Raw genomic sequence first — 14,088 nt, 5'->3', positions numbered from 1 at the left:
CGGCGGCGCTCGGGGGCGGAAACCAGGCAATGAGCATCCTCGTCATCGAAGACGACCCGAAAACCGGCGACTACCTGAAAAAAGGCCTGCGCGAAAGCGGCTACGCGGTCGACCTTGCGCGAACCGGCACCGACGGGCTGCACATGGCGCTCGAGCACGCGTATGACCTCGTGGTGCTGGACGTGATGCTGCCCGGTATCGACGGCTGGGAAATCATGCGTGCGCTGCGGGCGCGGCGCGATCTGCCGGTCATTTTCCTGACCGCGCGCGATCACGTCAGCGACCGCATTCGCGGCCTCGAACTCGGTGCCGACGATTACCTCGTCAAGCCCTTCTCGTTCACCGAGCTGGTGTTGCGCATCCGCACGCTGCTGCGCCGCGGCGTGATCCGCGAAAGTGATGTGTTCGAGATCGCCGACCTCAAGCTCGACGTGCTGCGCCGCAAGGTGACGCGCGAAGGCGTCGAGATTCCGCTGACCAATAAGGAATTCATGCTGTTGCATCTGCTGGTGCGCCGCCAGGGCGAGGCGTTGTCACGTACGCAGATCGCCTCGGAAGTGTGGGATATGAACTTCGATAGCGACACCAACGTGGTCGACGTGGCGATCAAACGGTTGCGCGCGAAGATCGATCATCCGTTTGAAAAGAAGCTGATTCATACGGTGCGCAGCATCGGCTACACGTTCGGCGACGGCGCATGAAACTGTGGACCGAACGTTCGTTGACGGCTCGCACCACGGTGCTGTTCGCCTCGATCGCGTGCGTGGTGATCGGCACGTTGGGCATGTATTTCTACCACTCCGCCGAGCTGTCCTTGCAGCGCCGCGCGGACGTGGTGCTCACCGGCCGTGTCGAGCATTTCAGCCGCATCGTGCACGATCTCTATTCCGTCAGCGAATTGAAGAGCCGGCCGTTGCTGTTCGAGACGATGCTCGGCGCGGAGCAGGACGTGCTGCTGTTTCGCCGTCCGGGCGAAGCGCCGTTTATCGACGTGAACCCCGCCAATGTCGCGGTGCCCGCGCTGCAGGCTGGCACCGTGGACCACTTGCCGACGCTTTCGGACATCCGCCAGACCATGCTGCCGGACGGCGTGCCGGTTCATTGGGCGATCGCTACCGTCAAAGCGCGTGAGGATGGCAGCGAAGTCGAGGTGATTGCCGCGCATCCGATGACCCAGGAGGTGCGGATGCTGGCCGCCTACCGCAATCGCATCGTGCTGGCCACGCTGACCGGCATGCTGGCTGCTACGTTGCTCGCCTATTACGTGCTGCGCCGCGCGTTGCGGCCAGTGCGCGAGATCGCCACGCGGGCGGCGCAGATCAGTCCGGCGAGTTTGTCGGTGCGGCTCGACAGCGAGGCCGCGCCGGTCGAACTACGCCAGCTCACGCATGCGTTCAACGCCATGCTCGACCGTCTTGCCGATGGTTACCAGCGCCTCTCTCAGTTCTCCGCCGATCTGGCGCATGAAATTCGTACACCAGTAGGCGCCTTGATTGGCCAGACCCAGGTCACGCTAGCCAAACCGCGCGACGTCGATGAATATCAGCAACTGCTCGAATCGAATCTCGAGGAGTTGAGCCGTTTGAGCCACATCGCGGAGAACATTCTGTTTCTCGCGCACGCGGACCATGCGGCGCTGTCCATCGATCGTGAGCCGGTCAATCTGCGCGATGAACTCGTCAGGATCGCAGACTATTTCGAAGGCCCCGCCGATGAACGCGGCATGCGCTTTACCGTCGAGGCTCAGGGCGTGGTGTCGGCCAATCCGATGCTATGCCGGCGGGCGATCAACAATCTTGTCGTGAATGCGGTGCGATACGGCGCGGGCGATACGGTAGTGCGCTTGAGCGGCACACAGGACGAGCAGGGCGCGACCGTGGTGGTGGAAAACGACGGTGCGCCGATTCCTGGCGAGCAACTGGACCGTCTGTTCGATCGTTTCTACCGCGGAGATGCGGCGCGTAGCGAGTTCACCGAGTCGAGCGGGCTGGGACTCGCGATCGTCAAGGCGATCATGCATCTGCACGGTGGCACGGCGCGCGTGGTGTGTCCGGTGCCAGGCGTGGTGCGCTTCGAATTACGCTTTCCAGGCGCTTAGTTTAACGGGCTGCGTGGCCGAGGTCGTGTCCGGTGCATGGCAGCACACGCAGAGCTTGTTGCCATCGGGATCGCGAAAGTACGCGCCGTAATAGTCCGCGTGATACTGCGGTCGCAAACCCGGCGGCCCTTCGCAGGCGCCGCCGTGAGCGAGCGCCGCTGCATGCGCGCGATCGACCGTGATGCGGTCCGTGGCCAGCAGGGCCAACATCTGGCCGTTGCCAACGGTGGCAGGACGACCGTCATGGGGCCTGCTGATCACGAACAGCGGCCGCGGTGCGTCTGCCGGCATCCAGCCAGCCCAGCACGCATCCTCATCGCGGAACTTGAGCCGCAGTCCGAGCGTTTCCATCAGCACGCCATAAAAGCCGAACGCGCGCTTGAAATCCGTAATGCCGACGAATACGTGGGAAAGCATCAGTGTCGCTCCTCTTTTGTGTTGCAGGCAGGCCCAGGGCGGGCCGGATACCGTTGCGGCGCAAACCGGTAATGCCGATACCGGGATGATCGCCCAACTGGTTGCGGCGGCGCGCGGCGGATACGATGAAACACCTCATCCTAACCGTCGAGAAAACCGCTATGAAACGCTTCCACATTGCTTTGGCCGTTACCAGCCTCGAGGCTTCCATCGACGATTACAGCACCCGTCTTGGCCAGCCGCCCACGGCCGTGGTGCCGGGCCGTTACGCGATGTGGCGAACCGAACTGCTCAATTTTTCGATCAACGAGATGCCGGACAAAGGTGGGCAGCTTCGGCACGTCGGCTTCGAGGACGACTCGGTAGACGGTTACTCGAGCAGCAAGGACGTAAACGGCCTCGAATGGGAGCTGTTTTCGGTGGAAGAGCAGGATCGGCGGATCGTCAGCACTTACGGCGAGGCGGTACGAACCGACAAAGGCTGACATGCTTTTCTGCGCGGATGCAAGCTGAATGCCTGTGTCTGATGGTGCCTCGCGCGACCCGATGTGCCCCCATGCTCTTCGGCACAGCTTCACGACCGCCGCCCTATACTTGCTGAGAGGCTTGACGAGCCGATGCCTTTCACCGCGCTTTGCCGGCCTGGCAAAGCGGATCCATTGTCCTCACTTCACCCACGGAGTCGCGCCATGGTCAAACTTGCTCTGTACGTTCGTCTTGAAGCCAAACCCGGCAAGGAACAGGATGTCGAGGCCTTTCTGCTGAGCGGCTTGCCGCTCGTCGAGGAGGAGCCTGCTACCACCGCCTGGTTCGGTCTCAAGCTTGGACCGACCACCTATGCCATTTTCGACGCTTTCCCCGACGAAGCTGGCCGCGAGGCGCATCTGAACGGCAAGGTGGCCGCTGCGCTAATGGCGAAGGCCGGCGAGTTATTCGCCACGCCGCCCAGCATCCACAAACTCGATGTGCTGGCATCCAAATTGCCAGGCTGATTGAGCTGCCAATCCGCTGACACGGCGCGGCCTTTCAGCAATCGAATTACACCGTACCAACGTGCGATGCCGTCGGGCGTCAGTCGCTCGACGCGTCCGCAGACGGACGGTTCGCGTAGTGCGCGTGCTTTTCCTCATACATCAGCAGATCGGCGCGTTGCACGCCGGCTTCGAGACGGTCGCCGCGCTGGCATGTCGCCGCACCCATCGAAAGACTCAGCAACGAGCCCGGATAAAACTGGTTGTTCAGATCGACCAGTTGCCGGATCGCATCGACCATCGCGGCGCCGCCACGCTCGTCGGTGTCGGGCATCAAGATCGCGAACTCGTCGCCGCCGATACGCGCCGCGTGAAACGGCGCGTCCGTCGCCTTGGCGAGAACTTCGCCGGCCCGCCGTAACAGCGCGTCACCGGCCGCATGGCCGAGCTGGTCGTTCACGCGTTTGAGGCCGTTCAGATCGGCCATGATGATCGTCACGGGCCACGGACCCTTACGCTCCAGCCGGTTCAGTTCATCCACGTAAAAGGAGCGGTTGCGCAGCTTGGTCAGCACGTCGTGCTTGCCGAGGAACTCCAGATACGCTTCGGCCTTCTTGCGCGCCGTGATGTCGGTGAGGGCCACCAGCACCAGGTCCCAATTCTTTTCATGTCCCGGCAGTACGGAGAACTGTAGGTGCACGTGCACCTCGTTGCCGTCGAGCGAATAGTTGAGCACTTCGCGCTGCTGGAACAGCTTGCCGTCCCATAGATCGATCAACTGCTCGCGGAAATGCGGCCGCATATCGTCGCGGAAAACGTCCGGCAGGCGCGCCAGCAGCGTTTTCTTGTCTTTTGCGACGAACATGTCGAGCGTGTGCTGGTTCACGTCGAGTACGTGGATTTCCTGCATGCAGCGCTCGACAAACTCGGGATGCACGTCAGTAAACACGCGAAAATCTCTGATGCCGGCCGCGCGCGCGTCGTCGAGCAGACGCTTGACCGCGCTGAAATCTTCCACCCACAACGAGACCGGCGAATATTCGAACAGGCCGCGCACATACTGTTCGGCAAGCGTCACGCGATGCCGCGCGCCTTCGAGTTCGGTAATGTCTTCGACCGATACGAGCACGCGGTCCCAGCGGTCTTCGTGGCCGGGCAGCACGGCGCCCTTGAGCAACACGTCGAGGCGGCGTCCGCCGAGCGTGTAGTTGACCGTCTGGCTCGTGAAATGCGCCTGGCCGGCCCACAGTTGACATAGCTCCTCGAGGTGAGTCTTGAGCATGTCGTCGCGGAACACGGAGGCGAGATTGCTGGTGAGCGCGTCGAAATCGGCGGCCTCGAATTGCGTCAGGGTCTTTTGATTGACCTTGATGACACGGATGCTATGCGCGCATTCGGCGACAAGGGCCGGATATTGGGCGAAATGCGCACGCAGATCGGTCACGCCTTCTGCCCGCCATTTGTCGAATAGCGCGCGCACGCCGCTGAAGTCTTCGAGCCAGAGCGAGACAGGCGCGAGTTCGAACATTTCGGAATCGTCGTTGGCGGGCGCTGAGCCGCGTCGGAGGGTGTCCTGCATGAGATTCCCGTGGTCGGAGTTCCGGCTATTCTAAAGCGGCTTGCATTCGGCTCAAAAGAAAGACGCATGGCGCATATTCTTGGCGCCGATCTATTCACGAAGATAACGGCATGAGTCGCAGGGACTTTAGGCTACGCGGCGGCAGGTTCGCAACCGGGTCTTGTACTTGCGAGCTCCCGTGATCGCCCGTCAGCAGGGCTGCGGGAGGCTTGTTACACTCACCCGTCGCGTCCTCCGTCCCTCATCGCCTTTAGAAAAAACACCCGTCATGAAGCCATCCCTGCTGGTTCTGATCCCCTTGAAAGACGCAAGCCGCGCCAGCGTCGAGACTGCTTTCGACGTCGTCTATGCACCCGATGGCGCCCAACGGACCGCCGCGATCGCCACGCATGGCGAGACGATCCGCGCCGTACTGACCAACGGCACAACCGGGCTGACGGCCGCTGAAATCGATCGGATGCCGCAGCTCGAGTTTGTCAGCGCGCTCGGCGCCGGCTACGAAAACCTGGCCGTCGACCACGCCCGTTCGCGCGACATCGTGCTCGTCAACGGCGCGGGCACCAACGACCATTGCGTGGCCGATCACGCGTTTGCCTTGCTGCTTGCGGTGGTGCGCGACGTGCCGCAACTCGATCAGGCCACCCGCAAGGGCGCCTGGCGCGACACGTTGCCGATGCACCCGAACGTGTCCGGCAAGCGGCTCGGCATCGTCGGGCTCGGCAATATCGGCGAGAAGGTCGCGCGGCGTGGCGCCGGCTTCGATATGGAAATCGGCTATCACAGCCGCAAACCGCGCGAAGGCGCGCCGCTGCGCTATTTCGACAGCGTGCAGGGTCTGGCGCAGTGGTGCGACTTTCTGGTGGTGGCGACGCCCGGCGGCGCCGGTACGCGTCATCTGATTAACAAGGCGGTGCTGGATGCACTCGGGCCGGACGGTTTCGTGGTCAACGTCTCGCGCGGCAGCGTGGTGGATACCGCTGCTTTAGCGGATGCACTTGCCACCGGCGCGATCGCCGGCGCGGGTCTCGACGTCTATGAGAGCGAGCCGCATCCGCCGGAAGCCTTGCTGACGCTGCGCAACGTCGTCCTGACGCCGCATGTGGGCGGCCGCTCGCCGGAGGCGATCACGGCTTCGGTCGACAATTTCCTGACCAATGCCAGACGCCACTTTGCTGGCGAGGCGGTGTTGACGCCGATCTGACATTTGAAGGCAAACTGAAACCATCAGTCCAGCGGATAGTTTCTCTCGTAAATCGCGATTTCCCTTGTAGGCTCGTGGCGAATAGGATGGTCGGTATCGAACCCACCTCGCTTCGACACAGCCGGAGCCGCGACGGAGATCCCGCATGGAACACCACGCCCGCACGCAGGACGAACGGCTCGAGATCAAGACCACCACCTGCTACATGTGCGCCTGCCGCTGTGGCATCCGCGTGCATCTGCGGGAAGGCGAGGTGCGCTATATCGACGGCAACCCCGAGCATCCGCTGAACCAGGGGGTGATCTGTGCGAAGGGCGCCTCGGGCATCATGAAGCAGTACTCGCCCGCGCGCCTGACCCAGCCGCTGATGCGCAAGGCGGGCGCGGAGCGGGGCAGTGCGCAGTTCGAGCCGGTGTCGTGGGAGGTCGCGTTCGACGTGCTCGAAAAGCGCCTCGCCGCGATTCGCGCCACCGATCCGAAGAAATTCGCGCTGTTTACCGGGCGCGACCAGATGCAGGCGCTGACCGGCCTCTTCGCCAAACAGTTCGGTACGCCTAATTACGCGGCGCATGGCGGCTTCTGCTCGGCCAACATGGCAGCTGGGATGATCTATACGATCGGCGGCTCGTTCTGGGAGTTCGGCGGCCCCGATCTCGACAGCGCCAAGCTTTTCTTCATGATCGGCACGGCGGAAGATCATCATTCGAATCCGCTCAAGATCGCCATTTCGAAGTTCAAGCGCGCGGGTGGGCGCTTCATCGCAATCAATCCGATCCGCACCGGCTATGCGGCGATTGCCGACGAATGGGTGCCCATCAAACCCGGCACCGACGGCGCGCTGTTCATGGCGTTTCTGCACGAACTGATCGCAGCCGAGGCCTGGGATCACGAGTTCGTGCAGCGTTATACGAACGCGGCGGAGCTGGTCGATCTCGACGAAGCCAGCGAAAACTTCGGCCTGTTCGTGCGCGATCCGGATAGGCCGGTTGGCAATCCGCTGTTTCCGCAGAACCATCTCTGGTGGGATGCCGCAGCCGCGCGCGCCGTGCCGCACCATGCACCCGGTGTGACGCCCGCGCTCGACGGCCGCTATACGCTCGCGGATGGCACGCCGGTCACGCCGTCGTTCGCTTTGCTGCGCGAACGCGTGGCCGACTGCACGCCCGAGTGGGCCGCTGAGATCACGGGCATTGCCGCGGATACGATTCGCCGCCTAGCCGGCGAAATGATTCAGACCAGCCGCGATCACCGGATCACGCTGCCGATCCAATGGACCGACGCGTGGGGCGAGACGCACGAGACCGTCACCGGCAATCCGGTCGCTTTTCACGCGATGCGTGGCCTCGCCGCGCACTCCAACGGCTTCCAGTCGATCCGCGCGCTGGCGGTGCTGATGTCGCTGCTGGGCACGATCGACCGCCCTGGCGGCTTTCGGCATAAGTCGCCGTTTCCTCGCGCGGTGCCGCCATCGGCGAAACCACCGAACAGTCCGGACGCCGTCAAGCCGAACACGCCGCTTGCCACCGGTCCGCTCGGCTGGCCCGCCGCGCCCGAAGACCTGTTCATCGACGAACAGGGCGGCCCGGTTCGCATCGACAAGGCTTTCTCCTGGGAATATCCGCTTGCCGTGCACGGCGTGATGCATAGCGTGATCACCAATGCCTGGCGTGGCGATCCGTATCCCATCGACACGCTGCTGATTTTCATGGCCAATATGGCCTGGAATTCGTCGATGAACACGATGAAGGTGCGCGAGATGCTCGCCGACAAGCACGCGAACGGCGAGTACAAGATTCCGTTTCTCGTGGTGTGCGACGCGTTTCAGTCGGAGATGACGGCATTCGCCGATCTGATCCTGCCGGACACGACCTATCTCGAACGGCATGACGCGATGTCGATGCTCGACCGGCCGATCTCCGAATTCGACGGTCCGGTGGATTCCGTGCGCGTGCCGGTCGTGCCGCCGACGGGTCAGTGCAAGCCGTTTCAGGAAGTGCTGATCGAACTGGCTTCGCGCCTGAAGTTTCCCGCCTTCACGACGGCCGAGGGCACGCGCCGCTTCCGCGACTATCCCGACTTCATCGTCAATCACACGACGACGCCCACTTCCGGCGTGGGCTTTCTGATCGGCTGGCGCGGCAAGGATGGCGACAAGGCGCTGGTGGGCGAGCCGAATCCGCAGCAATGGGAACAGTATGCAAAGAACAACTGCGTGTTCCATTACCGCTTGCCGGAGACGCTCCAATACATGCGTAACTGCAACGGGCCGTATCTCGACTGGGCGGTGAAAAACGGCTTCCGCAAGTTCAACGAGCCGATCCTGATCCAGTTGTACTCCGACGTCATGCAGAAGTTCAGGCTCGCCGCGCAAGGCCGCAGGAGCGGCAGGCAACCACCCGGGCACCTGCGGGCGCGGGTCGAAAAGTATTTCGATCCGCTGCCGTTCTGGTATGCGCCGCTCGAAAGCGATTCGACCGATCTCACGCGTTTTCCGCTGGCCGCAGTGACGCAACGGCCCATGGCGATGTATCACTCGTGGGATTCGCAAAATGCGTGGCTGCGGCAGATTCATGGCGAGAACTACCTCTACATGAATCCGTTGATGGCGGCCGAAAACGGCATTGCCGACGGCAGCTGGATCTATGCCGAATCGCAATGGGGCCGCGTGCGCTGCATGGCGCGCTTTAGCGAGACCGTCGAGCCGGGGACGGTGTGGACCTGGAATGCGATCGGCAAGGCGTCGGGCGCATGGAACCTCGGCGCGGGGGCGAACGAATCGCAGCGCGGCTTCCTGCTCAATCACCTCATCACCGACGAATTGCCCGGCCGCGACGAAGCGGCCGCGCGTCTCTCGAATTCGGACCCGGTGACAGGCCAGGCCGCGTGGTACGACGTGCGCGTGCGCATCTATCCGGCGGAAGCGGACGCGCGTCATACGCTGCCGCAGTTCGGTGCGATGCCCGCGTTGCCGGGATCGAACGGGGTGATATCGCGGGTCGTGCAGACCTATTTCGCCGGGCGCGGTGAATTCGCGGCACGGCTGCGTGGTGCGGTGGGGCGCAAGTGATGCGGGATTCGCAGGATTCGCACGCGAGCAAGGCGAAACCGGGCACCGCTGCACAGCGGTCAGCGCGCGAACAACGCGGTAAAGCAGCAAGGAGCGTTCAATGACTCAGATGGCCTTAGTGATCGACCTGAACGTGTGCGTGGGATGCCAGGCTTGCGTGACGAGTTGCAAGGAGTGGAATACGTCGGGCGAGTCGGGCAGTCTCGCCGATCTGAATCCGTACGACGCCGATCCGTCCGGCACCTTCTTCAATCGCGTGCAGAGCTTCGAAGCCGGCAGCTACCCAAACGCCGACACGATCCACTTTCCGAAGTCGTGCCTGCACTGCGAGGACCCGCCGTGCGTGCCGGTTTGTCCGACCGGCGCCAGCTACAAGCGCAAGGAAGACGGCCTCGTGCTGGTCGATTTCGACAAGTGCATCGGCTGCAAATACTGCGCGTGGGCGTGCCCATACGGTGCGCGTGAACTCGACGAAGCGCGCAAGGAGATGACCAAGTGCACGCTATGTGTCGATCGCATTCACGATGAAAACCTCTCCGAGCGCGACCGGCAACCGGCGTGCGTGCTTGCGTGCCCGACTTCAGCGCGACTGTTTGGTGATATTCACGATCCGGAGTCGGTGGTGTCGAAGGCAATTGAGGAACGGGGTGGTTATCAGTTGATGCCTGAGTGGAACACGAAGCCTGCGAACCACTATTTGCCGCGCATCACAACGTCGGCATCGGGTTGCGGCAGCGATGCATGCTCGTGCAAAGACAAAGGTGTAGCTCTGGAGGCACCCGAATCACTTGATGCGCAACTCGAACACGGCCAACTGCATCTTGCGTCGATGGCGACGCGTATCTAAAGGACCCCGCCATGAATCCGGCTTTTTCAGTGGTTTTTCTCACGACATTGAGCGGTGCGGCGCAGGGTCTGCTGATCGCACTCGTCGGCGTGGAGACGGCCGCGCATCTTGGGCTCGTCACGGCGCCCGCGGATGTGTTCTACGTCACCGGCGCGGGCTTGTCGGTCGTGTTGGGTGGCCTTGGGCTGATCGCCTCGTTCTTTCATCTCGGGCATCCGGAGCGCGCATGGCGCGCGGTCGCAATGTGGCGGACGTCGTGGTTGTCGCGTGAATGTTTGTGCCTGCCGGCGTTTCTCGCCTGCGCGTTTTTTTACGGCGTCGCGCACGGCTTCGGCTCGCGGTGGTCGCTCGCGATAGGCTGGCTCGGTGTGCTGGCAAGCGCCGCGCTGTTCGTCTGCTCGGCGATGATCTACGCATGCCTGCGCTTTCTGCAGGAATGGGCGACGCCGCTTACGCTGGTCAACTTCGTGCTGCTCGGTTGCGCGTCCGGCTTCACACTGGCGACGGCGCTGACCGCGTGGTTCGCGCCCGCGCTGACAGTCGGACTCGCGATCTGTGCTTGCGTGTTGACACTAGCGGGCTGCGCGAGCCGCTCGGCGTCGCTCGTGCGCAATGCGCGCTTACGGCCGAAGTCCACCGTGCAAAGCGCGACGGGCATCCAGAATCCGAAGCTCGTGCAGATCTCGCGCGGCTTCACCGCCGGCGCGTTCAATCTGCGGGAGTTCTTTCACGGCAAATCGGCGGGGACGCTGCGTGGCGTCAAGTGGGGGTTCCTCGCGGCCGCGTTTGCCTTGCCGGTTGTGCTGATGGCGCTGGGCGCAGGTTTGCATTCGATCGACGTCTCGCTCGGCTTGCTGGCCACAGCGTGTCTCGTGCAATACGCCGGCCTCGTGGCGGAACGCTGGTTCTTCTTCGCCGAAGCGAAGCATCCGCAGAATCTGTATTACGCGCGAGTGGGATGACGCGTGGGTTGGCGCGGCCGTCCGCTATCGGCGGCCGCGTCTGCGTTGCGGCTAGCTGTCACTCACCCGCACGCGCCGACTTCACCACACGCGGTACAGAAGTCGCACCCATCCTTGCGAATCACCGCATTCGCTCCACACGAGCCGCATTTTCTGCCGAGCATGGTGTGCAAGCCTTGCATGCCGCCGGGTTGCAGCAAGGCGGCTTCGTCAGCCTCGCCAGGTGGCGGACGGATGCCGAAATCCGCCGGTAACGCCGTCTCGGCCTTCATTTGCCCGCGCGGCAAACGCGCCAGCATGCGCGACGGCACCTGATTGCCTTCGGCATCGAGAAAACCGCGACGATGCAGAATCTGCTGGATCGCAAAGGCGAGCGCCGCCACTTCGGAGTCATGCCAGCGCGGCGTGCGGTGACCGTCGAGACGCTGCACCTCGCCGAGCCGCACCTGCCCGCGATCCCACGACACCTTGCGCATATCCTGCAGGTTGCGCGCGACAAAACCGCCGCGTGCCGCGAGCGACAGCGAACGCATCGTCGCCGTGATCCATTGCTGCGATTCGTCGCGCTGCCCGGTCGGAATGAAGAATTCGATGGGGCGTTCGATCGTGACGTCTTCACCGCCCAGCCGTCCCGTCACTTCGATGAACGACACCGCCACGTAAAGCGACTTCTTGCCGGCTTGCGTCAGGTACTCGACCTTTTCGATGATCGCCGGCAATTCACCCTTGGGCCGGTGATCGATCGCGATGCGCAGCGGATCCTGATCGGTCTCGGTCAGCGTATCGTCTGCTTGCGGCGGCGGGCTAACGCTTAGCACTGCGCCGAGCGTTTCATTCGGACGGTAGGTGGCGAGACCCTTGAGGCCGTTTTTCCATGCGTCGAAGTAGAGGCTTTCGAACGCTTCGAACGGATAGTCCGCCGGCACGTTCACCGTCTTCGAGATCGACGTGTCCACGTACGGCTGCACGGCGGCCATCATGTCGAGGTGGTCGCGTGCCGACATTTCGAGTGCGCTGACAAAATAGTCCGGCAGGTTTTTCACATCGCCGCCTAGCTCGCGATAAAGGCGATATGCGTAGTCTTCGACGTCGAACGACTCGCGGCCGCCGTCGGCCATCACCTTCATGCGCGTGTAGGTCCACGAGAAGGCCGGCTCGATGCCGTTCGACGCGTTGTCGGCGAACGCGAGACTGACGGTTCCCGTCGGCGCGATCGACAGCAAATGACTGTTGCGGATGCCGTCCTGGCGTATCGCGTCCTTGATGTCATCGGGCAGGCGCGAGGCGAAGGTTCCTGCTTCCAGATAGCGTGCCGCGTCGAACAGTTCAAACGCGCCGCGCTCGCGTGCCAGTTCCACCGACGCCCGATAGGCCTCGTCGCGCATCAACCGGGCGATGCGCACTGCGAAGTCGCGGCCTTCCTGCGAGTTGTAGCGCAGACCGAGCATCACGAGCGTGTCGCCTAAGCCGGTGAAGCCCACGCCGATGCGCCGCTTGGCACGCGACTCGTCATATTGCTGTTGCAGAGGCCATAGCGTGACGTCGAGCACGTCGTCGAGAAAGCGCACCTGGATGCGGGTGCGTTTGGCGAGACCGTCCCAGTCGAACGAAGGCTTGCGGCCTTTCATTTGCGCGAACGGATCGACCACGAAGCGCGTGAGGTTCAACGGTCCAAGATTGCAACAGCCGTAGGCCGGCAGAGGTTGTTCGCCGCACGGATTGGTGGCGCGGATGGTTTCGACGGCGCGTAGATTGTTGTCCTCGTTCATGCGCGAGATGAACACGATGCCGGGCTCGGCGACGTCGTACGTGGAGCGCATGATGCGGTCCCAGATCTCGCGTGCCGGCTTTTCGCTATAGACCCACAGGCCGTCCTCGCGTTGCCGCACATCGCCGGCCGCGCGCAACGCCGGCGACGGCTCGCCGCGGTGCACGAGTTGCCAAGGCTGATCTTCTTCGACAGCGCGCATGAATTCGTCGGTGACGCCCACCGACACGTTGAAGTTGTTCCAGCGGCCTTTCGAATGCTTCGCCTCGATGAACTCGATCAGATCGGGGTGGTTGCAGTCGAGCACGGCCATTTGCGCGCCACGCCGCGAGCCGGCGCTTTCGACGGTCCGGCACGACGCGTCGAACACGTCCATATAGCTGCACGGTCCGGACGCCGATGAACTGGTGGTATGAACCCGGGCCCCCTTGGGCCGGATCGCGGAGAAGTTGTAGCCGACACCACCACCGCGGCGCATCGTTTCGGCGGCTTGCAGCAGCGCTACGTAGATGCCGGGCAGGCCCTGTTCGTCGACACCCTGAATCGCATCGCCGACCGGTTGCACGAAGCAGTTGATGAGCGTGGCGGCGATGCCCGTGCCCGCCGCGCTCATGATGCGCCCGGCGCCAAGCGCGCCGTGCCGCAGATTGTCGGCAAAGAGCGCTTCCACCGATTCGCGCAGGGCTTCCGGTTCCGCCTGGGCGACGCCACGGGCGACGCGTTTGAATACGTCGTCGGCCGATTGCTCGTCGCCTTTGGCGTATTTCTCGAGCAGGACGTCCAGAGCGAATTGTTGCGGTGCAACCAATTGGTGGGGGAGAACCGCTGTGGCGCGGGGTTCGTGCGTGTCTTCTGCCATGGTGTCGCCTCTCGTTTGCCGCCAGACGGGCAGCGGCGCGTTCGAATGGGATGCGGGGCATTCATTTAACGCTGCGCATCTGACAGGGGTGATGAGTTGGCGCAACGGGGATCACATTAGCGCACGTGGCTAAGCGCCGCAATCGGGCTTTTGAGGGCGGGGCGGCAGAGTGACTGCCGGCCAATGCCAGCGGCCTTTCGCAGCGGCCGTTATCGACATACAGGCAGTGAGTTGACGAGCGGCGCCGGGCGTGTGGGAGAGCGGCTGAAAAAAGCGGGCAGCGCGGCGGAGAGCCTGCGCCAGTAGATCACGAAGGGCG

Annotated in this window: 11 protein-coding genes; 8 read left to right on the top strand and 3 right to left on the bottom strand. The window is 63.1% G+C overall.

What is annotated here, in order from left to right; genetic code table 11:
• The first annotated feature begins 29 nt into the window (after positions 1-29).
• Both KHO33_RS21055 and KHO33_RS21050 read left to right on the top strand, forming a co-directional pair.
• Complete coding sequence (locus tag KHO33_RS21055) at positions 30-701, top strand: heavy metal response regulator transcription factor (RefSeq protein ID WP_093638501.1); 672 nt, start codon at positions 30-32, stop codon at positions 699-701.
• Positions 698-2,098 carry a heavy metal sensor histidine kinase gene (locus KHO33_RS21050; RefSeq protein WP_200565956.1) on the top strand — a complete coding sequence of 467 codons (1,401 nt, stop codon included), beginning with the start codon at positions 698-700 and terminating at the stop codon, positions 2,096-2,098. Before KHO33_RS21055 ends, KHO33_RS21050 begins: the two co-directional genes overlap by 4 nt.
• Here KHO33_RS21050 and KHO33_RS21045 read toward each other — a convergent pair.
• Complete coding sequence (locus KHO33_RS21045; protein WP_200565955.1) at positions 2,078-2,515, bottom strand: VOC family protein; 438 nt, start codon at positions 2,513-2,515, stop codon at positions 2,078-2,080. The two genes, KHO33_RS21050 and KHO33_RS21045, sit on opposite strands and share 21 nt — an antisense overlap.
• Before the next feature lie 161 nt (positions 2,516-2,676).
• Between KHO33_RS21045 and KHO33_RS21040 the strand changes: the two genes are divergently transcribed.
• Together KHO33_RS21040 and KHO33_RS21035 are read left to right on the top strand one after the other, a co-directional pair.
• Positions 2,677-3,000 carry a VOC family protein gene (locus tag KHO33_RS21040; RefSeq protein WP_054036538.1) on the top strand — a complete coding sequence of 108 codons (324 nt, stop codon included), beginning with the start codon at positions 2,677-2,679 and terminating at the stop codon, positions 2,998-3,000.
• Positions 3,001-3,204: 204 nt separating this feature from the next.
• Entirely contained in the window at positions 3,205-3,507 is a 303-nt protein-coding gene (locus KHO33_RS21035) for a putative quinol monooxygenase (RefSeq protein ID WP_200565954.1), read from the top strand.
• A gap of 79 nt (positions 3,508-3,586) precedes the next feature.
• Here the strand turns inward: KHO33_RS21035 and KHO33_RS21030 are convergent, their stop codons facing one another.
• Positions 3,587-5,065: a sensor domain-containing diguanylate cyclase gene (locus tag KHO33_RS21030; protein WP_200565953.1), complete on the bottom strand. Its 1,479-nt coding sequence runs from the start codon at positions 5,063-5,065 to the stop codon at positions 3,587-3,589.
• 268 nt (positions 5,066-5,333) lie between these two features.
• On the opposite strand from KHO33_RS21030, the gene KHO33_RS21025 reads away from it, so the two are divergent.
• The 4 genes from KHO33_RS21025 (at position 5,334) to KHO33_RS21010 (ending at position 11,142) form a co-directional block, all read left to right on the top strand.
• Positions 5,334-6,266 carry a 2-hydroxyacid dehydrogenase gene (locus KHO33_RS21025; RefSeq protein ID WP_200565952.1) on the top strand — a complete coding sequence of 311 codons (933 nt, stop codon included), beginning with the start codon at positions 5,334-5,336 and terminating at the stop codon, positions 6,264-6,266.
• 145 nt (positions 6,267-6,411) lie between these two features.
• On the top strand, positions 6,412-9,333 hold the full coding sequence (locus KHO33_RS21020) for a molybdopterin-dependent oxidoreductase (RefSeq protein ID WP_200565951.1): 2,922 nt from the start codon (positions 6,412-6,414) through the stop codon (positions 9,331-9,333).
• Positions 9,334-9,433: 100 nt separating this feature from the next.
• Positions 9,434-10,180: a 4Fe-4S dicluster domain-containing protein gene (locus tag KHO33_RS21015; RefSeq protein WP_054036437.1), complete on the top strand. Its 747-nt coding sequence runs from the start codon at positions 9,434-9,436 to the stop codon at positions 10,178-10,180.
• A gap of 11 nt (positions 10,181-10,191) precedes the next feature.
• Entirely contained in the window at positions 10,192-11,142 is a 951-nt protein-coding gene (locus tag KHO33_RS21010; protein ID WP_200565950.1) for a dimethyl sulfoxide reductase anchor subunit family protein, read from the top strand.
• A gap of 62 nt (positions 11,143-11,204) precedes the next feature.
• On the opposite strand, the gene KHO33_RS21005 is transcribed toward KHO33_RS21010, so the two are convergent.
• Entirely contained in the window at positions 11,205-13,769 is a 2,565-nt protein-coding gene (locus tag KHO33_RS21005) for an adenosylcobalamin-dependent ribonucleoside-diphosphate reductase (protein WP_200565949.1), read from the bottom strand.
• Positions 13,770-14,088: the final 319 nt, after the last annotated feature.

It is taken from the genome of Paraburkholderia nemoris, from assembly GCF_905221015.1.
Classification (GTDB): domain Bacteria; phylum Pseudomonadota; class Gammaproteobacteria; order Burkholderiales; family Burkholderiaceae; genus Paraburkholderia; species Paraburkholderia nemoris.
This window is presented reverse-complemented; position numbering and strand designations above follow the sequence as displayed.

Excerpts from the sequence above, each read along its gene's own strand:
- KHO33_RS21055 (WP_093638501.1), top strand. The coding sequence starts at position 30 with ATGAGCATCCTCGTCATCGAAGACGACCCGAAAACCGGCGACTACCTG.
- KHO33_RS21050 (WP_200565956.1), top strand. The coding sequence starts at position 698 with ATGAAACTGTGGACCGAACGTTCGTTGACGGCTCGCACCACGGTGCTG.
- KHO33_RS21045 (WP_200565955.1), bottom strand. The coding sequence starts at position 2,515 with ATGCTTTCCCACGTATTCGTCGGCATTACGGATTTCAAGCGCGCGTTC.
- KHO33_RS21040 (WP_054036538.1), top strand. The coding sequence starts at position 2,677 with ATGAAACGCTTCCACATTGCTTTGGCCGTTACCAGCCTCGAGGCTTCC.
- KHO33_RS21035 (WP_200565954.1), top strand. The coding sequence starts at position 3,205 with ATGGTCAAACTTGCTCTGTACGTTCGTCTTGAAGCCAAACCCGGCAAG.
- KHO33_RS21030 (WP_200565953.1), bottom strand. The coding sequence starts at position 5,065 with ATGCAGGACACCCTCCGACGCGGCTCAGCGCCCGCCAACGACGATTCC.
- KHO33_RS21025 (WP_200565952.1), top strand. The coding sequence starts at position 5,334 with ATGAAGCCATCCCTGCTGGTTCTGATCCCCTTGAAAGACGCAAGCCGC.
- KHO33_RS21020 (WP_200565951.1), top strand. The coding sequence starts at position 6,412 with ATGGAACACCACGCCCGCACGCAGGACGAACGGCTCGAGATCAAGACC.
- KHO33_RS21015 (WP_054036437.1), top strand. The coding sequence starts at position 9,434 with ATGACTCAGATGGCCTTAGTGATCGACCTGAACGTGTGCGTGGGATGC.
- KHO33_RS21010 (WP_200565950.1), top strand. The coding sequence starts at position 10,192 with ATGAATCCGGCTTTTTCAGTGGTTTTTCTCACGACATTGAGCGGTGCG.
- KHO33_RS21005 (WP_200565949.1), bottom strand. The coding sequence starts at position 13,769 with ATGGCAGAAGACACGCACGAACCCCGCGCCACAGCGGTTCTCCCCCAC.